Source organism: Okeania sp. SIO1H4, from assembly GCF_010672695.1.
Taxonomy (GTDB): domain Bacteria; phylum Cyanobacteriota; class Cyanobacteriia; order Cyanobacteriales; family Microcoleaceae; genus Okeania; species Okeania hirsuta.
Genome location: NZ_JAAHGB010000045.1, coordinates 30936 through 52693, shown reverse-complemented (window position 1 = coordinate 52693; position 21758 = coordinate 30936). Strand labels below are relative to the sequence as shown.

Here is a 21758-nt window from a genome sequence, read left to right as displayed (position 1 = left end):
GAATTTCAAAATAGATGATTCCCGTTTTTCTTGGGATACCTATAGTATTGTTTTTCAAGGATTTATGATTTCAACAACTTTCGCTCAACTTCAGGCAAAATATCCCTACTATCAAGAAGTATTTCAGCGACTTTATCAAAATTATCAAGTTGTTCCCTGTTCCTCTTCTTTTCGATTTAAATAGCAGAAGGTAGAAGGTAGAAGGAATGTCTGAGTTTTAAGCTTTTGATCTGTTCGCGCTCTTTGCTTCAACCACTATACTTATGCAAGACTTCAATAATTAAGTAGTTAGTATAATTCAATAACGTTAAGAGCGATTATTAGCAAGTAAGTGTATATTATTCTTATGTTTACTACTCCCCCACTCCCCCATTCCCCAACTCCCCTTTCTTCCTCTAATACCTACGATTAATTCTATCTCTAGCAGCTACTCCTAAAAAATATTCTATAGGTTGCTCCGAATTAGAAACAACTACAAATTGATAATAACCAGAGGTTAGGGTTTGACCCCTCCATAGATTTATATTTCGATCTTCTACTAATGCTCTAGACCTACCACGATACTTTTCAGGAGGATAAATAGATAAGAAAACTTCTGGAGAATTAACTCGTAACCTGACGCGTAAAATTTGGTCTGCTTGTATCCATGCTAAATAAATTTTACCTTCTCCTGGTTGTAAATTACCATTCACAACTTCTCTAAATGAACCTGGTGTAAAACGAATTTCTTCTAAAGATTTTCTACTTTGTAAAGCTTTCATTGTATCGGTAGCGATCGCTTGCCAAATTTGACCCATTGGTAAACCAATTATGTTTTTTCCACGGGGTTGTTCTGAGAATAAATAAAAAAATCGAGCATCGGTCAAATCATTAAAAGCTGTACTACTAATATTTAATCTATGAAGTTGAGACTTCCATCGATAAATATCATCTTTACTATAATTTCCTAATCTACGACGAGCATCTAAACTTAGCGTTTCTAGTTTGTTAAGTAACTGGTTTGCTATTTCATACCACCGCCACTTCCATAATTTATCTTCTGAAGTTTCATCACTCAAAGTTTGCCCTTTTTTTTGAGGATATTTAGCGTAGAAAAAGTCATCTACTAAAGGAAAAAAGAAAGACTCTTCAATGCCAGATTTTTGGAGGCTATCGCTCAATTCTTGGGGTTTCTCTTTGACAATTTTATCTTTTTGATTAGAGTTGTATTCTAACCAAAAATTACCAGCTATCCAACCTATTCCTCCCATGCCAAATATTGTTACTAATACTAATAAAATTGTTGACCAAATTGAAAATTTTTGAGGGTTATTAGTCGTAGCTGGAATTTGGGAAACTGGTGTTGTTGTGACATTGGAGATTTGATCTGCGGTAATAGGTTGAGTGGAGATGACATTTGGTGCTGCTTGGGTCGGTGTTAGGTCAGTGCTAGAAGCAAAATTTTCAAGCTCTGCTATAACTTGACTAACTGTAGAATAGCGATCGCTTGGTTGAGGAGCTAACATTTTATCTAGCACATTACCTAAATTTGGACTAATGCTAATTATTTTGCGCCAGTTAAAGGTTAAATCGTGAGGATCTATTAAAAAAGAGGGTTCTTTTCCTGTCAGTAATACTAAGACTGTTGCTGCTAAAGCATATAGGTCGCTGTTGGCATTAATCATCCCTAGTCGCATTTGTTCGTCTGGTGCATATCCGACTTTACCCAACCTTGTTGCTTGGAGCGAAATACCATGAGCATATTCAGATACTACTTTTGTTGCTGTTTCTTTGACTCCACCAAAATCTATTAATACTGGCAGTTTATCGGAGCTTCGCAGAATGATATTATCTGGGGAAATGTCGCGGTGAATAACTCCCAAGTTATGAATATATTCTAAGACTGGTAATATTTGTAGTAAAAATTTTGTTACTTCTGTTTCGCTAAAAAAAGTGCCTTGACGTTTGCGGTTTTCTAGCAAAGCACGATAAGTTTTACCTTCTACATAATCTTGTACTAAAAATAGGTATCCTTCTCCATCTAATTTAACGCGAAACATTTCTCGGAACCCGGGTATTTGTGGATGTCGCAATTTATAAAGTACCCCTGCTTCTCTTTCAAATAATTCTTGGGATTTTTGTAAGGCATAACTACCGTGTACTTGGGGGGCAAATTCTTTGAGTACACAGGGTTCTTGGAAACGATGGTTATCTTCTGCGAGGTAGGTGCGTCCAAAACCACCATGTCCCAATTGTTTGACTATTTTATAGCGGTTAGTGAGTATTAGTCCGGGATATATAGGGTTATTCATAAACAGGGATTATGGTTAGTTTGGGTCCAAGTTAGGGTTATTTCATTATATTTAAGTTGAACTTTCCGTTACAAAAATCGAAATTATAGGTTTAGGGGTATAAAGGTTAGGGATAATTTAATTCTGTTAAAAATCAGAGGTTATATTTAATTTAATCTATTATCTCTACAGGGTAGCTGATGATGTGACTGTGATAGTGGTTTTAACTAATTACCTTAAGTTCGTAATTTTGATTTATTAATCATTGGGATTTATGAATTTATGAAAATAGTTGAAAAGTAATTTTATTATTGGCATAAACTAATTTCTCAATGATTGACTGCTTTGTTTCCTAAACTGGTGAGGTATGAAAATCAATTTATCGGCTTTTCCCATTTTGTGAAGCACTCGGATGTGAGTGTTGATATTTTCAATATGTTGCGTATGTCGCAATAGTCATTTCATTTTATGAAGCTCCAAAATGACTACTTTGTTTCCCCTGACTGGTGAGGTGCGAAAACAATTTATCGGCTTTTCCCATTTTGTGAAGCACTCGGATGTGAGTGTTGATATTTTCAATATGTTGCGTATGTCGCAATAGTCATTTCATTTTATGAAGCTCCAAAATGACTACTTTGTTTCCCCTGACTGGTGAGGTGCGAAAATCAATTAATCTGCTTTTCCCATTTTTTTCTTCTATATCCCCTATTCCCTATTCACTATTCCCTGACTTCTGCAAGAAGTCTAATTTTCTGGATTTGTAATTTCTCCCATAAACAAAATAGTGCCAGAATTATTATCTCTAATGGCAAAAAAGAAAGGACGATTAACTAACATATCGACAGTTATTACTTCACTTTCCAATGTTATTCTTACACTGGTAGTTGCTGCTGCTTCTGTTCCAGTTTCATTCACTTCAACAAATGTTTTATGCTTAACTTCACTGATAAATAACTTCTCACGACTCATTCCAGAGAAGTCTGCTCTTCCACCTTGAAAAGCTATTTGCATTCCTAAAGATTTCAACATATTATTGAGAGTCACTTCATATTCATTTTTAAACGTTGGCAAACCTAAATTAACTTCGTAACTTTCAAACTGTTTCATCCAATTTTCCCAGTTTTTTTGATTCAACACTTGATAAAATCCCTCTAAACTGACTTGTTCCCTGGGGAGAAATATATACATACTAACCAGACCTTTTTTATAGGGCAAACTCACTGCCTGAAAATATTGATTCTCGTAATATAAATGTCTTGACGATTGGAACATAATTGGATGTTGTTTTTGAGTTCCATTGGCTAAATAAAAAGGCATATCTTTAGTAGAATATTCAGAAAATTGTTCTTCCCAATTGCCCTGAAAATAAATAGCATTTAATAACACCATGACATCCTCGGGTTCGAGTTTTTGAATAATTTGATCTATTTTGCCTTCAGTTTTATCTTTTACCCAATTATTGATAATTTTCAGACTTTCAGGATCGTCAAAGTCAATTTCTCTTACCTGACTCTGATAAAAATCTTGATTTACTTGGATAAAACTTGGATAAAAAGATATTCCCTTTCTAGTCCAGATTGAGTTAGCAATATTTAATTTAATCTCGGGATTTAAACTATTTAATAAAATTCCTAAATCCTGATTTGCTTGATTAATTTCCTCTAAACTCATTCCCTGAAAGTTTAAAGTTTTAGCCATAGCTTCTTGAGTTTTGCCAGCAGCGCCATTGTAGGTCATTGATAGAGCGATCGCTATACTTATTGGTGAGATAAAAACATTTTCATTGGATTTGGATTTCTGAATTTCTGAAAATAGTTGAAAACCAAATTTATTATTGGCATTAACTAATTTATTCAAGGTACTTGTATCTACTGTTTGAGCTAATTTATGCTGCTTCTGATTTCTTAAAATTATTGTACTGCCAGGTAAGTTATAGACTCCCAGAATTACAATTAAAATAATTGCTCCTAGAGACATTTTGGCAGAAATGGGGGAAAATTTATTGATAAGTTCTTTGAACATTCTTTTACCTCACTAGAGTCAATTGATAAAAATTACAATCAATATAATTTTCAAAATTACTAACTTTTCTGTTATAAATCATTTAAGACTACTATAGCAATCCCCAAAAAGCGTGAGGTATAAAATTCCTTTGTTTTAGGGAGTAGGGAATAGGAAATAAAAAAGATAGGTCTACTTAATTAACCTGAGAAATATTATGCATAAAACTTACTCTTAATTTTCTGGATTTGTAATTTCTCCCATAAACAAAATAGTGCCAGAATTATTATCTCTAATAGCAAAAAAGAAGGGACGATTAACAAACATATTTATACTTGTCATCATAGCACTTAATGCTACCATAGTTATACTGGTAGCTGATGCTGCTTCTGTTCCTGTTTCATTCACTTCCACAAATGTTTTATGTTTAATTTCATCAATATATAACTCTGGAGGAATAGGACGAATTCGAGAAAAATCTGCTTTCTTTCTGTCAAAAGCTATTTCCATTCCCAAAGCTTTTAATATGTCATTGAGGGTAACTTCATATTCATTTTTAAATTTGGGTAGAGTTAATGTGACTCCTTGAGATTCAAACTTTAGCATCCAATTTTCCCAATTTTCTTCATTTAAAGTTTGATGGAATTTTTCTAATCCTATTTCTTCTTTGGGGAGAAATACATACATACTGACGCGACCTTCTCCGTAAGGTAAACTAATGGCTTGAAAAGTTTGATTTTCATAATATGAATATTGAGATAATTTGAACATTGTTGGATGTTGTTTTTCCATTCCATTAGATAGATAAAAAGGCTGCTCTTGGGTAGAAAAATTATCAAATTATTTTTGCCAGTTTCCTTTAAAATAAATAGCATTTAACAATACCATGACTGAATCACGATCTAGTGTTTCAATTATTTTATCAATTTTGCCTTTGGTATTATCTTTTATCCACTTATTGATAATTTCTGGAGTTTTCGGATTTTTCAAGTCAATTTCTCTTACTTGACTCTGATAAATTTCTTGGTTTATTTGTAGAAAGTTTTGCTCAAAAGGTATTCCGATTTTAGTCTATATTGAGTTAGAAATATTTAATTTAATTTCTGAATTTAAACTCTCTAACAAATTTCCTAATTGTTGATTTGCTTGATTTATTTCTTCTAAACTCATTCCCTGAAAGTTTAAAGTTTTAGCCATAGCTTTTTGAGTTTTTCCCCGAGCGCCATTGTAGGTCATTGATAGGGCGATCGCTATGCTAATGGGTGAGATAAAAATATTTTCATTTGCCTGGGATTTCTGAATTTCTGAAAATAGTTGAAAGGCAAATTTGTTATTGGCAGAAACTAATTTCTCAATCATGTCTATATCTCCGATTGTAAGCATTCATTTGCAAAAATACTTTTTTCCTATATATTCCCTGTTGCCTGTTGCCTGTTGCCTGTTGCCTAAAAGCGATAAATTTTTGGCTTTATTCACTCATTGAGATGCACCCTAATTTTCTGGATTTGTAATTTCTCCCATAAATAGAATAGTGCCAGAATCATTCTCTGTAATTGTCAAAAAGAAGGGACGATCGACTAACATATCAACAGGTATCTCTGCACTTCTTACTCCCATAGTTATACTGGTCGCTGCTCCTGCTTCTGTTCCTGCTTCATTAACTTCCACAAATGTTTTATGTTTAATTTCATCTATATATAACTCTGGTGGAATAGGACGCATCCCAGAAAAATCAGCATTATTTTTGTTAAAAGCTATCTCCATTCCTAAAGATTTCAACGCATCATTGAGGGTAATTTCATATTCGGTTTTAAATTTTGGCAAGCCTAGATTTACTTTACAATAGTCAAATTGCAGCATCCAATTTTCCCAGTTTTCCTCATTTAAAATTTGATAAAATCTGTCTAATCCTACTTTTTCTTTGGGAAGGAATATATACATACTTACTCCTCCTTCTCCATAGGGTAAACTTACTGCCTGAAATTCTTCATCTTCGTAATATAAATATCTAGATGATTGAAACATTATTGGATGTTGTTTTTTTGTGCCATTCGGTAGATAAAAAGGTTGTTCTTTTGTGGAATATTCTGCAAATTCTTGCTCCCAATTGCCTTGAAAATAAATAGCATTTAACAAAACCATCACTGTATTAGGTTCGAGTTTTTCGATGATTTTATCAATTTTGCCCTTAGTAATATCGTTGACCCAATTGTTGATAATTTCAGGACTTATAGGATGCTCGAAGTCTATTTGACTTACCTTGCTCTGATAAAAATTTTGATTTCTTTGCATAAATGTTGGCTCAAAAGACATCCCTTTTTTGGTCCATATTGAGTTGGCAATATCTAATTTAATGTCTGGATTTAAACTATTTAATAAAATGCCTAATTCTTTGTTTGCTTGATTAACTTCTTCTAAACTCATTCCCTGAAAATTTAATGCTTTAGTCATAGCATCTCTGGTTTTTCCTTCGGCACCGTTGTAGGTCATTGATAGAGCGATCGCTATACTGCTCGGAGAGATAAAAATATTTTTATTTGATTGTGATTTTTGAATTTCTGAAAATAGTTGAAAGGCAAATCTATTATTAGCGGAAACTAATTTCATACTGATGTCCATATCTTCTATTTTAGCGAATATATTCTGTCGGGAATTTGTCTGATTATCAGTATGAAATTCCCGATTCCTTAACTTTATTGCAACTCCAGGCAAATTATAGATACTAATAATGATAATTATAGCCATCGTCCCTAGAGACATTTTTGCCGAAATGGCATAACATTTATTTAAAAGTTCTTTCAACATTTTCTTACCCCTACTGGAGTCAATAACTAACAATGACAATCGATCTAATTTTCAACGGTGCTAACTTATTTGTATTACCATTTTGGACATTAATAATATTTTTGCCTAACTGGAAAGTTACTCGCAAAATCATGGAATCTTTTATTCCGTTTGTATTATTAGCCGTCCTTTATCTTTACCTACTTATTAGTAGTATTACCCCTGAATCTGCTGCTGCTTTATCCAACCCTACTTTGCCAGATATTGCTAAATTCTTTGGAGAAGAATCTGCTGCAGCAACAGGATGGATTCATTTTCTGGTCATGGATTTATTTGTCGGTCGTTGGATTTATTGGGAAGGACAACGTACTGGTGTTTGGACTATCCACTCAATAATTCTTTGTTTATTTGCCGGACCTTTTGGCTTATTATCTCATATTTTAACCTATTGGATTAGTCAGAAATTCTTCGGTAATTTTACAGAGGGTACAACTAAAACACCCACTGTAGAACAAGTTTCAACAATTAATAATTAATAATTAATAATTAATAATTAATAATTACCTCTCCTTGAAAACGGATAGGATTGACTAATAATGAAAATTTTTTCTCTCTTGGTCGATTGGATATGGCGAGGAGACCTCGCCATCCCTCGACCGCTTGTTTCTCCTTGAAAGGAGAGGCTTTAAACCTTAATTATTCAGTAAAATTCAGGGGGTGTATTTAATAGACATCTCTAATAATCAAAAATCAAATAAATTGTCGTACAGAAATTATCAATTATTTCTCCCTACTCCCTACTCTCTCTTTTCTCGAGAAGTCTAATAGTTTGTTAATTTTATAGATTCTTAATTAATCTTCAGTAGTTTCTCATACCTGACTAATATTTTGAGAGTTAAATAAATAATGTAAGCATTTCCTGCGGAATGCTTACTAAATAATTATTGGATTTGAGATTTGAAGTGGTAGTTCATTAATGGATAATGGATAATTACCTCTCCCTTTTAGGGAGAGGATTGACCAATAAGGAAAAAATTTATTTTTTTCCCCTTTCAAGGGGAAGCTAATAAAGCTGAATTGTTTAATTATTTAATTATTTAATTATTAATTATTCGGTAATTTATGAGTTCTTGAATACTGGGAATAGTGGGGGGGGAAGGTTTGAAGATGCGGAGTTGATCTTCTGGGATATTCCCCACTAATTAATACTATTAAATATCGTATTTTTTTGATATTAAAGCTATTTATTAATCTACTTTTAGTAGTAAGCAATTTTTCCTTCTGCCTTCTGCCTTCTTCTGTTTAGGGCGATCAAACACGAAGTGGCCGATAGTTGACTATCCATCAGCAATTTTCCCTTCTTCCTTCTTCCTTCTTCCTTCTTCCTTCTTCCTTCTTCCTTCTTCCTTCTTTTAATTTCCCATTTTTATAGAGGTAAAATTATGGCAGTTGAATATGATATTGTGATTATTGGCGGTGGTTCGGGGGGTTTAGTTGTAGCTTCTGCTGCTGCTCAACTTAAAGCTAAGGTAGCATTAGTAGAACGTGACCGTCTTGGTGGTGATTGTTTGTGGTTTGGTTGTGTTCCTAGTAAGTCTTTAATTCATGCTTCTCGTGTTGCTTATCAAGTAAAAAATGCTTCTAGGTTTGGCATTTATACTCAACCCCCAGAAATTGAATTTGCTAAGGCAACTGGTCATGCTCAACAAGTAATAGCTAATATTCAACCACATGATTCTCCAGAAAGATTTAGGGGTTTGGGTGTTGAAGTTATTTTTGGAGAAGGTAAGTTTATAGACCGTAAAACTTTTGAAGTTGATGGTAAAAAATTAACTGCTAGAGCATTTGTTGTTGCTACAGGTTCTCGACCTGCTATTCCATCTGTGGAGGGGTTAAATTCTGCTGGTTTCCTGACAAATGAAAAGGTATTTTCTCTCCAAGAAAGACCAAATTCTTTGGCAATAATTGGTGCTGGACCGATAGGTTGCGAGTTGGGTCAAGCTTTTTCTCGTCTTGGTAGTGATGTGACTATTATTTCTAGTAGAAGTCATATTTTGCCGAAGGAAGAACCGGAAGCTGCTCTAGTTGTACAGGAACAATTTGAGTCCGAAGGTATTAAGATTTTGTCAGAAACTAGGGCGGAAAAAGTAGAAGTTGTGGATGGGAAAAAAGTAATTACGGCAGGTGGAAAAAATATTATATTTGATGAGATTTTGGTTGCTGGTGGTAGGTTGCCTAATGTAGAATCTTTGAATTTAGATGCTGCTGGTGTAGAAGTAGGAAAGCAGGGAATTATTGTTAATGAAAAGCTGCAAACTACGAATTCTAAAATTTATGCTTGTGGTGATGTAATTGGTGGTTATCAGTTTACTCATGTAGCAGGTCATGAAGCAGTTGTTGCTTTAACAAATGCGTTATTTTTTCCCATTAGTAAGGCTAATTATCGGGTTATTCCTTGGGCAACTTTTACTGACCCAGAATTGGCAAGGGTAGGGTTAACAGAACAGCAAGCGAGGGAACGTTTTGGAGATGATGTTTGTGTATTGAAGCAGCCTTTTTCTGGTGTAGACCGCGCTCAAGCTGAGGCAGCTACAACTGGATTTGGTAAGATTATTACTAGAGGAAATGGAGAAATTTTAGGGGCGCATTTAGTTGGTATTTCTGCTGGTGAATTAATCCATGAAATTGTTTTGGCAATGTCGAATAAGTTGCCTGTTTCTGCTTTGACTGGGATTCATATTTATCCGACTTTATCTGAGGTAAATAGTAAAGCTGGTTTATTGTTGAAAAAACAGAAATATGCCAAGAATTTATGGCAGCAGAATATGTTAGAAAAGTTCTTTAATTGGAGGCGATCCTTTTAAAGGAAGGAAGAGGGAAGAAGGAAGAAAGTAAATTTAAAAGCAATTGTAGGGTGCGTTGCAACGCACCTTATAAGTTAAGTAGATTCATAGGGTGAGCAAATAATAATTTTTTGGTAGTCCTGCTCGCGTAATTGTAGATAGGAATAAAAAATTCTTGGTACGGGAGCAAGATGCTCCCACTACGGTGTCTTGTAACAAAAATAATTACAATGCACAAACAATGAAAATGTATCACCACCAATTTTTTGATCTTAATTAGGACTTACGCATTACAAGACCAATATGGGAATTGCTATACTTACTTTTCAGCAGTTGTAGGGTGTGTTGCAACTCACCTTATAACTTATACTAATTCCCATGCATTAATGCTTAACTTAGGTAACACTTCAGTTATTAAGTAATTAAAAAGAGTCAAAGAATTTTTTTGCTAATTATAGCGCTGTGCGCAGGCAACAGGCAATAGGCAACAGCTCATCTGGGGGAATAAATTGCTGATAATATAAGATTTTTAGCTATTGGACACCTCCTGTAATTTGTAAATATGCCAGCGCACATTGCTATACAAAGAGAAACATAAATATACCATATTCTCGAATTAAACTTTCTGAACTATCATCAATTTCTGCCGTTTCTAATCCTAATTTACGTTGCAAAGACTTCAAAATTCCATAAAGTCTCTGGGAAAGATTCATTAAAACAAACGGGATATACTTCATATTTGAGCATTGAGGCAAACAACTTTTTAATCATTATTGCTCGAATAGACAATTACACAAAGATGATTATTAATCTGTTTAGTATTAGATTGAAATGTAACTTATATTTAGTATCTAAATACTATCTCACTACTCATAATTTAGAGCTTGTAAAGTGGGATTGCTTTAATGTTAAAAATTCCTTTTCCTCTCTTTATAGTTCTAACAATCTCTACATTCTTTTATGCCTAATTCATCAAAGTAACTAGGATTTTTTTGTAAAATAATTTCATTGGAAACTTTTTGATTGAAATGAAAATCAAACATTAATGCTTTCCAATGTTCACATTTATCGCTGTAATGATAGCTTAGTTTTTTCTTGATATCTCCAATATATTTTCCTTTTTGTATCTTTGAGAATTTAGCATAATTATTTTGACGTAACATTTGTATTTGTTGCTCTCGCATTTCTAGCATTGACTGTAATTTTTTATCGTTCTCGACACCTAGATTATAAAATTGATTCTTGTCATCTTTAATACTTATTTTATCTCCTAAAATTTCCCGATCGCTATTTTGGAAAGAAGCTATAATCAACTTTTGTATTTTGTAAATCATTCTTAATTTAGAACGACTTATATTTTTTACATTATTTTTTATTTCCTCATCTATTATGCCTAAAATTATTTTTTTCTCTGTTTTGTAAGCAGCAGAAGTTAGGAAGTTATTAACTATCGTATTCAGACTCTTCTCTAATCTGATATAGTCTTTTTTCTCCTCAGTTTGACTTATAAATTGGAAAAATTGTTGAAAATTATCCCAATAATCGCATATTTTTGGTCTTAAAGGTTTTAATTCATTTAATACAGAACTTCTTTGTTGTTCTAAAGCTTCTAAAGTTTCACTGACTCTTTTAATACTATTTATGTTGTTTTTACCAAGTCTATCTATTAGTTCTATATATAACCAGTATAAAGAAGCTCGCCTGCTTAGTTCTCCTTTTCCTCTTTTTCCTTTTACAGCAATTTTTTCTGATTCCTGAAGTTGGTATTGTAAGCTATTAACCTTTGCTGATAATTCTCTCTTAGAATAACAAAATATTAACTGCCTAACTTCTTTACATGGAAAGGAATAACTTCGGTGGGTTGACACCATCATAAGCAAAGTCAAAACGACCATAAAGACTGGGGTCATCCCGTTCCCAAGACTGGCGACATAATTCCGCAAACTGTTCCGGAACAGATAATTGAGAAAAACGGTCTTCTTGGATAATTCGTTCTGCTGCTTCAATATACAATTCTTGTAGAGTTTGAGTTGCTACTTCCAGTTCATTTATTTCTGAAGTGGTGAAACGATAACAAGCAGTCTCATCCCAATATGGTTCTCCGTACATATTATAAAAATGAAAGCCAACCGCTTCACATTTCTGCTGCCAGTTGGCACGAGGTTCAATATTTATCCGTTTCATTTTCTGCCTTATTTTTAAATTTTAATTTTTGATTTTATAGCACGACACAAATACGCAGACATTTTTAACTAAGTCAGAAGTCAGTCAGGGATGACTTTAAATTTTTGACTTTAAACCTTAAACTTTAAATTTTTGACTTTTGACTTTTGACTTTTGACTTGAAACTTCTGCTATATCAACCTTTACCACCGCCTCTACCGACAAAACTACTACCACCTCTACCACCTCTACTACCAAAACCACTTCTGGTCACCGTACCAACAGAACTTCCAGACCTTCCCGAAGGACTTTTAAGAATACCTGCATTACTGGGAACAGGTTGATAACGACTATTACTATTCTGGTAATAGTAGATACTACCACCAGACCTGTAGTAATGAGGACCATAATAGTGTCCAGATGAATAACTTCCGTCTGTGACTGGTTCACATCTGTCTGCTCCTCCCCATTCTCTACGACAGTCTTCAAGATTTCTATAAACTTCGCGGTTGTCTCTACGAGATGTGCAAGCTTTTAAGGAAATTGAAGAGATTAGTACTAAGGAAATAATAATAGTTCTCTTAATTTTTCTTGTCTCACTCATGGACTTAAGATGATTACTACTTTTTCCACGATAGCTGCTCAATCTGGAAAAGCCCTCAATTTGTAACATTTGGTTTACATGAGCGATCGCCTTAACGAAGTCAGAAGTCAAAAGTCAGAAGTCAGAAGTTAGAAAGTAAGAATTGATAATATTTATTTTTTCTAAGAGTAAAACTATTTATGGCTACAATCAAATAGCAGGTTGTGACTAAAAAATAAGGTCTCAAGCTGGACTCTTCAGTGTTTGGTACTGATAACTGATAACTGATAACTGAATCGGAGGAAGTCCAAAATTTATACCCGACCTTTAGCCAGATTAATTGAACAATTACAACTGTTACCTGGAGTTGGCCCTAAAACGGCACAACGTCTGGCACTACATATTATTAAGCGCCCGGAAGCAGAAATTCAAGCTTTAGCTCAAGCATTGGTTGATGCGAGGAAAAAAGTAGGTTTATGTGAGAAATGTTTCCATTTATCTGCTGAACCTATTTGTGAAATTTGTCGTAACCCTCAGCGAGACAAGGAAATTATTTGTGTAGTCTCTGACTCCCGCGACCTTATTGCTTTGGAGAAAACACGGGAATATAAGGGTGAATATCATGTCCTGGGGGGGGTCATTTCGCCGATGGATGGTATTGGTCCGGAACAGTTGAATATTCAAGCTTTGGTGCGGCGAGTTAGTCAGGGAAATATTCAGGAAGTGATTATTGCTATTAGTCCGAGTGTGGAAGGAGAGACTACTACTTTATATGTCGGTCAGTTGTTGAGACCTTTTACAAAAGTGACCCGCATTGCTTTTGGTTTGCCTATGGGAGGAGATTTAGAATATGCTGACCAGGTAACTTTGGCGCGTGCGTTGGAGGGGCGTCGGGAATTAGAGTAGCGGGGAAGTTGATAGAAAAAGTTTCAGTAATTAGAGTAGCGGGGAAGTTGATAGAAAAAGTTTCAGTGAATTATGCAGAAATTTTGGCGTTGCTGAGTGGTAATGATTTTGAGATTAACTTTGGGCGCAAAACATCAGTTTTTCAATTTTAACTTCAGCTAATAGACATCTCCAAGAATCAAAAATCAATATCTATATCCCAAAGAAATTATCAATTCTTTACCCCTACAGCAAAGCTGCCTACTGTCTACTCCCTATGGGTGGAGTAGATATCTAATTATCATTACATTTAAGCAACGCCGAAATTTTGGCATTGCACAGTGACGAATGATATCAAATCCGCTCGGGTTCGGTATAAAAAAAATTTTCATCTTCATCCAAGAGCAAATGTTTCGCGCATTCTCTTCCCTCCTGAGGAGGTCCTCCTGACTCGGTCCTCCTAGATTAACTATCTAATTACACCGATGTTACCGGATTTGATATGATTTGAGATTTTTGATGAACAAGATTTTGGATTAATCAATTGCTATAATAATTAATATTAGGTTTTTTTTAGTCAAAGTCTAAACTATTTTTTGGCAATATCATTCCATAATGTGCAACCCCGAAATTTTGGTGGTGGTGCATTGTAATAGTCGTCCATTGTAATTATTGTTGTTACGAGACCGCAGTGGGAGCATCTTGATCCCGTGCCAAACATTGCTTGTTTATATCTACCATTACTACGCAGAACTACCGAAATTTTTATTAGCTGAAAGTATGATTTTCTAGAATTGTATTAGTGAATAAACTTAACTCTTACCAACAATTTCACGGTATCGTTCCATTTTTAGTTAAATCACAGATTTTTATTTTTATTTAATTTATCAAGCTTTTGTAGAAAATAACTTTCTCGATATCCCCCCAATTGTCTAGATAATTCTAACCCTCTTTGAAAAGATGAAATTGCTAAAGGAAAAGCCTTTAACTGTGCATAAACTTGACCCATACGGTCATAAGTTTCCATCATCCCATAAACATTAACAAACTGTTGATCCATCAATAATTGCACTTTATATATTTCAATTGCTGCCTCTTTTTCATCCTGAGAAAGATAGAGTGCTGCCAATTTTTCTAAAGCATCACTAGCACTTATAAACTGTTGAATTGATTGAGCAATATCATAAGCTTCCTGATAGTATTGACTGGCAAGACTAAGTTTACCGAGTTCCTCATAATCTCCAGCAATAGATATTTTTATATCCGGAATTTCTGTGATAGTTTCTTGACCTTCGTAAAAATTGACCAATCTTTCTTTAGCTGTAATTGCTTGTAGAGGTTTTCCCGCTTGATTATAAATGAAAGCTAATTTTTCGATAGTATCTACTTTTTCAAAATTAGTAGTTAAAGCAGGATCTGTTGTTTCTTCATTAGTAGATGTTGCTGAGTTACTCTGCTGCTGAACCTCCAATAATTCTTCATAGGCGATCGCTGCATTATCATAATCTAACCAATTCAAATATATTTCCCCCATAGCTGTCAAAGCTTGTTTCAGGGTAGCAATATCCTCTCGCTCTCTTGCTTCAACAATAACTTGTTGATAAACTTGAACTGCTGGATCTTTTGCTCTAACAGTATTAAATGCAGAACCTAATGCTTGCAACAATTCTATATTCACTGGTTCTTGTTCTTGAATCTCTGGTTGTATGGTTTCCAGTCGTTTTGTAATCCACTGCACTTGTAATTTTTGACTATTATTCCATGCTATTTCCGCCACTCGTTCCAAAGCTGCTAACTCTTCTGCTTGACCCAGATAACGTCGCAAACGAAGTTCTCTATTCCAGGTATCAAAAGCTTTAGTTGTTTCTCCCGCCGCGAATAATGCTGAAGCTTCAGCGTTAAGTCGGTCGAGTTCTTGAGAAAGTTCTTCTCGTTTGTCCCCGGTAACGGTTCCTGTAGTAGGGGGTTCTGGTAAGAGTGGGTCTGGTTCAGTGCTTTCTAAAGGGTTAGGGGAAAATTTATTGGGAGATTCTAATTCTTGTTCTGCATCTGTTTGACGTTGAGAGATAATATTTACAGCATTTTTTCTGACGGTATATTCGGAAAATTCAGGAGTTTTTGCTAAACAATAGCTTGAAAAGTAGAGGTAAAAACAACTGCTAGTGAGAACTAAGTTTTGAATTTTGAGCATTTTAATTAGATGGTTAACTTTGATAATAATTTTAGGTCTTATGTGAGGCTGAACATAATTATTAAATGTGGAATAGGCATCTTGCCTGTTTCTGTTCCGTTCCGCCCCTACAGATTGTGTGTAATTTCGTATTTTGCGTAAGTCCTGTCTAATTAAAATATTATCTTTTTCTTTTGGGTTTTATACTCCACCGTCACCCGCAGTGTTTACTCCTAACTCCTGTGAAATCATACATTCAACAACGCCCCTATTTAAAATAATAAATTATCAATCATTCTCATCCTCAGAAGCTCTCGAAAAAATTGCCAGGAAAATTGTTGCATTCAAACAAAAATTCTGATATTCTGAAGATTATAAAATGTATAAGGGTCTGTTCGCCCCTGCATATGACTTTTTATTCAACGCAAAAAATAAAGAAGCTGATTCCCCTTTAAAAGCTCTCGAAAAAAATGCCAGGGAAATTGTTGCATTCAAACAAAAACTCTGATATTTTGAAGATTATAAAATGTATAAGGGGCTGTTCGTCCCTGCGCATGATTTTTTATTCAACGCAAAAAAATCAATGAAAATAGAAGTTTATCAAAAAAATATGGGTTTAAAACCCCGCCTTTGAAGGCGCAATATTTTTGGAGCCTTGCTCAAATCCCCGTTACAAAAATAACTTCACTTCTGACTTCTGACTTATGACTTCTGACTTCGTTAATCGCCTCTTCCCATAATATGACCAAAAAATTAGGTTTCAAGCCTCTCTATTGCAGGAAGTACTGATAACTGAAATGACCATCACCCTCAAACTATTCGCAGCCTACCAAGAAGCCTATGGAGTCTCCGAACTCCAACTCACCCTTTCCCCAGGAACTACCGCCTCCCAACTTTTAGAACAGATCGTCACTCAACACCCCGAACTAGAGCAGTGGCGAAAAGTAACCAAATTTGGTATTAACTTCAACTTTGCTCCACCCGAAACCGTCCTTCAAGACGGCGATGAAGTAGTCCTCATTCCTCCAGTTAGTGGTGGCCTTAACTAGCTATCAGCATTTTCCGTACCGGAATGCTCCGCAAACAGCTATCAGCATTTTCCATACCGGAATGCTTTGCAAACAGCACTCAGCTTTCAAGACCCTAAAAGCTTGAGTTGAAATTCCCGACTTCTATAGAAGCCTTCTTCTTTACAATTTTAGAATTTAGATATTTTTTTTAGAAAATATAATTTCTTTGGTATATGGTATTAAACCACTTACCTCTAGAAACTTTTTCACTATAAAATGCTACATTTATTAAAATAAATCCAATAACATGATTCACATTTAATACTAAGTTAAATAGAAAAAATGTGACACAAAAAAAATAAATTTATCCTGAAAATCAGTAAAATTGACAACCAAAATATTAATCAATTTGAACAAAATAGTTATCAAAATAATCGGGTCTAAAACCCCGCCTTTTAAGGTGAAATATTTTTGGATCCTTGCTCAAATCCCCCTTAAAAAAATAACTTCTGTACGTCGCCAATGGGGCGACTCCCCTATCTGACTTCTGACTTCGTTAAGCAAGTCACTAACTTTAAGCTTAATTCTAAACAACTAAGCCATTTATACTACCGCTCAAATCGCTACATTAAAATTAACTACTAAATTAGTAAAATTACTTACCAAAACAGAAAATCTATCTGTTGCAATTAATAATGGAAAAAATAGAATAAAATTAATCCCGACTATTTTTGTCTGGTATGGTTGACGGTGATTTTTACCCATGCTAGTATTTCAAAAAGTGCAGAAGAATAGTTCTTAGTTAGAAGTAGGGAGTAAAGACCATGACCCAGGCTACAAATACCGATAGTCAAATCCACAGTCAAAATACAGCAATAGAAACACTCAAGTGCAAAGAATGTGGTGAAGAATACCCACTAGAAGCCAAACATATATGCGAAGACGTATGCTTTGGCCCCCTAGAAGTAAAGTACGACTATGAAAAGCTCAGTCAAACAGTCAGTCGGGCAACAATCGAAGCAGGTCCTAACTCTATATGGCGTTATCGTCAATTCCTACCAGTAAAAACAGATAATGTAATAGACGTAGGAACAGGTATGACCCCCCTACTAAAATCAGAACGTTTAGCCCGTCGCCTGGGTCTAAAAAATCTCTACATCAAAAATGACGCTGTAAATATGCCTACCCTCAGTTTCAAAGATAGGGTAGTATCAGTGGCCTTAAGTCGGGCCAGAGAATTAGGTTTCTCCACAGTATCCTGCGCAAGTACAGGCAACCTAGCAAACTCCACCGCAGCGATCGCAGCCAAAGCAGGATTAGAGTGTTGTGTATTTATCCCCGCCGACCTAGAAGCAGGCAAAATTCTCGGCACCCTAATTTACAATCCAACAGTTATGGCAGTTAAAGGTAACTACGACCAAGTAAACCGCCTCTGTTGCGAAGTTGCCAATACCTACGGTTGGGGATTTGTAAATATTAACCTCCGTCCCTACTACTCAGAAGGTTCAAAAACTCTAGGCTTTGAAGTCGCCGAACAACTAGGATGGCAACTACCAGACCATATAGTTGCTCCCATAGCCTCCGGTTCCCTCTACACAAAAATTTACAAAGGATTCCAAGAGTTTGTTAAAGTAGGTTTAGTAGAAGATAAAGCAGTTCGTTTTAGTGGAGCGCAAGCTGAAGGTTGTTCTCCAGTAGCTCAAGCATTCAAAGAAGGTCGTGATTTTATCACCCCAGTTAAACCTAATACTATTGCCAAATCAATCGCAATCGGCAACCCCGCAGATGGTATCTACGCATTAGAAGTAGCTCGCAAAACAAACGGTAATATCGAATCTGTCACGGATGCTGAAGTTATTGAAGGTATGAAGTTATTGGCAGAAACAGAAGGAATTTTCACCGAAACAGCAGGTGGTACAACTATTGCGGTCTTGAAAAAATTAGCAGAAGCAGGCAAAATCGATCCAGAAGAAACTACTGTTGCTTACATTACAGGTAACGGCTTAAAGACACAAGAAGCAGTACAAGGTTATATCGGCGAACCTTTAACAATAGATGCAAAGTTAGACAGTTTCGAGCGAGCTTGGGAACGTGCTCAAACATTAGAGCGTCTTGATTGGGAGCAAGTTTTGGTTTAAGCAACTTTACCTCAAAAATTCCTAAAGACAGCAGATTCGGTGGTATCTGAAGTAAAGATACTAACAGTTAAATGTTCCTAGTGCGGGTATCTTGTCCGCGATGAATATACCTCAGCAAGGTTAAATCTGGTGTATCTTCCAGGCAGTAATAGTGGGTTAGGAAAAATAATTTTTTTCTTAAAAATTGACAGTTTTTCTTAGCCCACCATTAGAATAAAAATTTGCAAAGACGTTTTAGTTATATCAATAACATTACTCAACTATGGCAGTTACAGTTTTAATTCCTACTCCCTTACAAAAGTTCACCAAGAGTAAAGCAAAAATTGAATGTGGCGGTGGCAATATTTCCGAACTAATAGATTCTCTAGAAGCAAACTTTCCTGGCATTAAAAAAAGTCTCTGTGATGACCAAGGAGAACCCCGAAGATTTTTAAACTTCTACGTCAACAGCGAAGATATCCGATTTTTAGAGGGAACAAAAACATCTCTACAAGATGGAGATGAAGTTAGTATTGTTCCTGCTGTTGCTGGTGGTTAAATAGGTGTGATGAAACTAGTAATACGGCTTACACTAAGCTCCACGATTACAACCGCAAAAAAATCTATCAAATTCAGATTCTAGATTGTTTCTTACTTTGACCGATAAATTTTGGTCTGAATCTTCCTCTTTTAAGAGGATAAAAAAAAGAATATTCCGTATTTCAAGTCTCTTGATTCAGCTAAAGGTACTGATAACTGTTAACTTATGACTGAAATGACCCCGCCTAGCAATAATGATTGATTTTATTTAAACTCAATCCAGGCCGTGAGATAATATTTCTAAATTATAGAAATAATTTGGAGATTTAATATGGTCCAGGGTAATATATGGATTCCAATTGCAGTAGTTGTAGTAGGCTTTGTTGCTGCTATTACTATAGGTTCAATTGCTTGGTATAATTCTAAGCGTCCACCTGGTTGGGAAGATGCACAACGTCCAGACTATGTTCCTAAAGTTAATGATGATAAAGATAGCTAAAAGCATAACAGTTTACTGAACATTAGAAGCTACTCTAACTAGGTAGAGATTATGTTTTAGAGTAGCTTTTATCTGACCTGAGTATTATCTCATTTGTGATATTGTTTGAGAAATAATCCATAATTGTCAAGGAAGTTGTATACTTTTAGTCAATTCCTGCTTGATTATCAATCTCACTCCATCAATTTTGATCTTGCATTAAATGGATTTTAAAGATTAACAACTATTTATTCTTCATCCCACTAGGAAACTGTTCAATCTTAGCTATACCATAGAACGTGATGTCATCTCTTCCTACCCTTAGTCGGTCTACTCTTAGTTGAGTATTTTCTAAAGCAAATTTATCTAAATCTAGTAAATTATTTACATGGTCTATGAGAGATTTACCTAAATCTACTGACTCTCGATCGCCATTATATTTAACATTAACAAATTTGATTTTACGTCTATTTTCCACTTCAATGTTAGCAGTGAAATCAACATCTATAGGTTGATTTGGATTTCCTACCCCGATTTGAGTTTTAAGTCTGAGGGCTCGATCTTCAGTGATGGTCATTTGAGTATTTTGGAAATGTAGGGATTGTCCCTGATATTTGAGCCTTTGCAGTTTCTCTATCACAAATGGTGTATTGAAAGAGGTAGTCAAGTCAGACTCAGTTAATACAGTCCTCAGAGTGGCCTGAATCGGCTGCCTTAATTTGACTTTACCAGTAAAAATTGCACTAAAGTCTATTGATACAGCTTGCAGGTAAAGCTCCATAACTTCAATCCGAAGGCCATTGTACATCCGCATTCCTTTGCCAATGAAATCAAACCCATCCAGACTACCCTGTAAAAGTTTGGCCACTGGCTCGGCACGGACATTGGCTTCGACTTTATCAGAGCTTTTAAACAGAGCTGCTATTGCCGCTCCTGCTGCCTTGCTCACTAGGCGATCGCCACTTTGATTTTGCATTGGTACATTGGTCAACAACGCAGTCACCATAATTTTTCAATGTTTGCCTTCATTGATATCCTAGCAGTTTGATAAAGAATTGTAAAGTTTACTTGTACTTATGTACTTAATAAGCATTACTTTGCATCTACTGAAGACATAGCCTACTGGACTGACATAGGGGGATGGGTCGGGTTCATCTCAATTTAATGTTGAGCAATTAATTTAACGCCGAACCCGCCCCTACTATTGCAAAATTTTAGATGTGTCAATCCACTAGGCAAATAAAACTTTTAGGAATAGACTGAATCAAGGGGTGTACCTTGTAGACAAGCATCGGTGAATATAGCCCCATTGAAGTCAGCTTGATCGACAATAGCGCAGAGCAAATTAGCCCGTTGTAAATTTGTGCCCCGGAGTATGGCCCCAGTAAAATTAGCTTCTTCTAAATCTGCTTGGGATAAATCTGCACCAGCTAAATTAGCACTACTAAATTCTGCCTGAAATAAAATAGTTCTAGTGAAATTCACACCTCGTAGGTCAGCACCACGAAAATCAGCCCCACTCAAGTCCAAATTATTCAGTACAGCTCCATTTAAGAAAGCACCTGCAAAGCTAGCTCCTCTAACTTGGGCATCCATAAAAATAGCACCCCGTAGATCAGCATTACGAAAGTCTGCCCCTCTCAAATCAGCACCAGTGAAGTCAGCTCCACGCAGGTTAGCTCTCAATTGTGCTTTCTGTAGATTAGCTCCAGCAAAATTAACTCCAACCAAGTTAGCTTGGTAGAAGTCTGCTTCTGAAAGTTGGGTTCCTGCTAAATCTGCACCAGGGAGATTAGCACTCGCTAAAAGTTTGATTTTGCCAACTCGAATGGCCGAAATATCTAGGGATGTTGATTGATTCATATACATAAAAATTGGTCTTAGGTGTTAGGTCTTAGGTATTAGGGTGAAAAA

19 protein-coding genes and 1 pseudogene are annotated in these 21758 nt (G+C 35.4%); 8 read left to right on the top strand and 12 right to left on the bottom strand.

Annotated elements, in window-relative coordinates; all coding sequences use genetic code 11:
- Positions 1-395: 395 nt before the first annotated feature.
- From F6K06_RS23425 to F6K06_RS23410, 4 genes and pseudogenes are all read right to left on the bottom strand, one after another.
- On the bottom strand, positions 396-2291 hold the full coding sequence (locus F6K06_RS23425) for a serine/threonine-protein kinase (protein WP_124147057.1): 1896 nt from the start codon (positions 2289-2291) through the stop codon (positions 396-398).
- 723 nt (positions 2292-3014) lie between these two features.
- Positions 3015-4292 (bottom strand): serpin family protein, encoded by a 1278-nt coding sequence (locus F6K06_RS23420; protein ID WP_287243123.1) that lies wholly within the window; start codon positions 4290-4292, stop codon positions 3015-3017.
- A 213-nt stretch (positions 4293-4505) separates the two neighbouring features.
- Positions 4506-5630: pseudogene (locus F6K06_RS23415) on the bottom strand (serpin family protein).
- A gap of 132 nt (positions 5631-5762) precedes the next feature.
- The gene (locus tag F6K06_RS23410) at positions 5763-7076 is read right to left on the bottom strand and encodes a serpin family protein (RefSeq protein ID WP_287243120.1); all 1314 of its coding nucleotides are present in this window, start codon (positions 7074-7076) and stop codon (positions 5763-5765) included.
- A 32-nt stretch (positions 7077-7108) separates the two neighbouring features.
- On the opposite strand from F6K06_RS23410, the gene F6K06_RS23405 reads away from it, so the two are divergent.
- Complete coding sequence (locus F6K06_RS23405; protein WP_124147062.1) at positions 7109-7591, top strand: ABA4-like family protein; 483 nt, start codon at positions 7109-7111, stop codon at positions 7589-7591.
- Positions 7592-8497: 906 nt separating this feature from the next.
- On the top strand, positions 8498-9919 hold the full coding sequence (locus F6K06_RS23400) for an NAD(P)/FAD-dependent oxidoreductase (RefSeq protein WP_287243118.1): 1422 nt from the start codon (positions 8498-8500) through the stop codon (positions 9917-9919).
- Between the two features lie 557 nt (positions 9920-10476).
- Here the strand turns inward: F6K06_RS23400 and F6K06_RS23395 are convergent.
- From F6K06_RS23395 to F6K06_RS23380, 4 genes are all read right to left on the bottom strand, one after another.
- Positions 10477-10611, bottom strand: coding sequence for a hypothetical protein (locus F6K06_RS23395; RefSeq protein ID WP_287287206.1), 135 nt, complete (start codon positions 10609-10611; stop codon positions 10477-10479).
- A 225-nt stretch (positions 10612-10836) separates the two neighbouring features.
- Positions 10837-11772, bottom strand: coding sequence for a hypothetical protein (locus F6K06_RS23390; RefSeq protein ID WP_287243114.1), 936 nt, complete (start codon positions 11770-11772; stop codon positions 10837-10839).
- A complete protein-coding gene (locus F6K06_RS23385) occupies positions 11732-12082 on the bottom strand; it encodes a glutathionylspermidine synthase family protein (protein ID WP_287243112.1) in 351 nt (116 codons plus the stop codon). Before F6K06_RS23385 ends, F6K06_RS23390 begins: the two co-directional genes overlap by 41 nt.
- Positions 12083-12257: 175 nt before the next feature.
- Complete coding sequence (locus F6K06_RS23380) at positions 12258-12776, bottom strand: hypothetical protein (protein WP_287243111.1); 519 nt, start codon at positions 12774-12776, stop codon at positions 12258-12260.
- A 180-nt stretch (positions 12777-12956) separates the two neighbouring features.
- Here F6K06_RS23380 and recR point away from each other — a divergent pair, with 180 nt between their 5' ends.
- Both recR and F6K06_RS23370 read left to right on the top strand, forming a co-directional pair.
- The gene (recR, locus tag F6K06_RS23375) at positions 12957-13550 is read left to right on the top strand and encodes a recombination mediator RecR (protein WP_287243131.1); all 594 of its coding nucleotides are present in this window, start codon (positions 12957-12959) and stop codon (positions 13548-13550) included.
- Between the two features lie 8 nt (positions 13551-13558).
- Positions 13559-13702, top strand: coding sequence for a hypothetical protein (locus F6K06_RS23370; RefSeq protein ID WP_287243110.1), 144 nt, complete (start codon positions 13559-13561; stop codon positions 13700-13702).
- A 686-nt stretch (positions 13703-14388) separates the two neighbouring features.
- Here the strand turns inward: F6K06_RS23370 and F6K06_RS23365 are convergent.
- Entirely contained in the window at positions 14389-15720 is a 1332-nt protein-coding gene (locus F6K06_RS23365) for a lipopolysaccharide assembly protein LapB (protein ID WP_124146424.1), read from the bottom strand.
- A gap of 776 nt (positions 15721-16496) precedes the next feature.
- Here F6K06_RS23365 and F6K06_RS23360 point away from each other — a divergent pair.
- Positions 16497-16748 carry a MoaD/ThiS family protein gene (locus F6K06_RS23360; protein WP_124146425.1) on the top strand — a complete coding sequence of 84 codons (252 nt, stop codon included), beginning with the start codon at positions 16497-16499 and terminating at the stop codon, positions 16746-16748.
- A 576-nt stretch (positions 16749-17324) separates the two neighbouring features.
- Here the strand turns inward: F6K06_RS23360 and F6K06_RS23355 are convergent.
- Complete coding sequence (locus F6K06_RS23355) at positions 17325-17474, bottom strand: hypothetical protein (protein WP_161564647.1); 150 nt, start codon at positions 17472-17474, stop codon at positions 17325-17327.
- A gap of 59 nt (positions 17475-17533) precedes the next feature.
- Here F6K06_RS23355 and thrC point away from each other — a divergent pair, with 59 nt between their 5' ends.
- The 3 genes from thrC (at position 17534) to psb35 (ending at position 19865) form a co-directional block, all read left to right on the top strand.
- The gene (gene thrC, locus F6K06_RS23350; protein WP_124146426.1) at positions 17534-18847 is read left to right on the top strand and encodes a threonine synthase; all 1314 of its coding nucleotides are present in this window, start codon (positions 17534-17536) and stop codon (positions 18845-18847) included.
- Between the two features lie 262 nt (positions 18848-19109).
- Positions 19110-19385 (top strand): MoaD/ThiS family protein, encoded by a 276-nt coding sequence (locus F6K06_RS23345; protein WP_124146427.1) that lies wholly within the window; start codon positions 19110-19112, stop codon positions 19383-19385.
- 312 nt (positions 19386-19697) lie between these two features.
- Positions 19698-19865 (top strand): photosystem II assembly protein Psb35, encoded by a 168-nt coding sequence (gene psb35 / locus F6K06_RS23340; RefSeq protein ID WP_192901174.1) that lies wholly within the window; start codon positions 19698-19700, stop codon positions 19863-19865.
- 223 nt (positions 19866-20088) lie between these two features.
- Here psb35 and F6K06_RS23335 read toward each other — a convergent pair whose 3' ends face one another.
- Together F6K06_RS23335 and F6K06_RS23330 are read right to left on the bottom strand one after the other, a co-directional pair.
- Positions 20089-20850 carry a DUF2993 domain-containing protein gene (locus tag F6K06_RS23335; RefSeq protein WP_287243106.1) on the bottom strand — a complete coding sequence of 254 codons (762 nt, stop codon included), beginning with the start codon at positions 20848-20850 and terminating at the stop codon, positions 20089-20091.
- 242 nt (positions 20851-21092) lie between these two features.
- Positions 21093-21713, bottom strand: a complete 621-nt coding sequence (locus F6K06_RS23330; protein WP_124146429.1) for a pentapeptide repeat-containing protein — start codon at positions 21711-21713, stop codon at positions 21093-21095.
- Positions 21714-21758 lie beyond the last annotated feature (45 nt).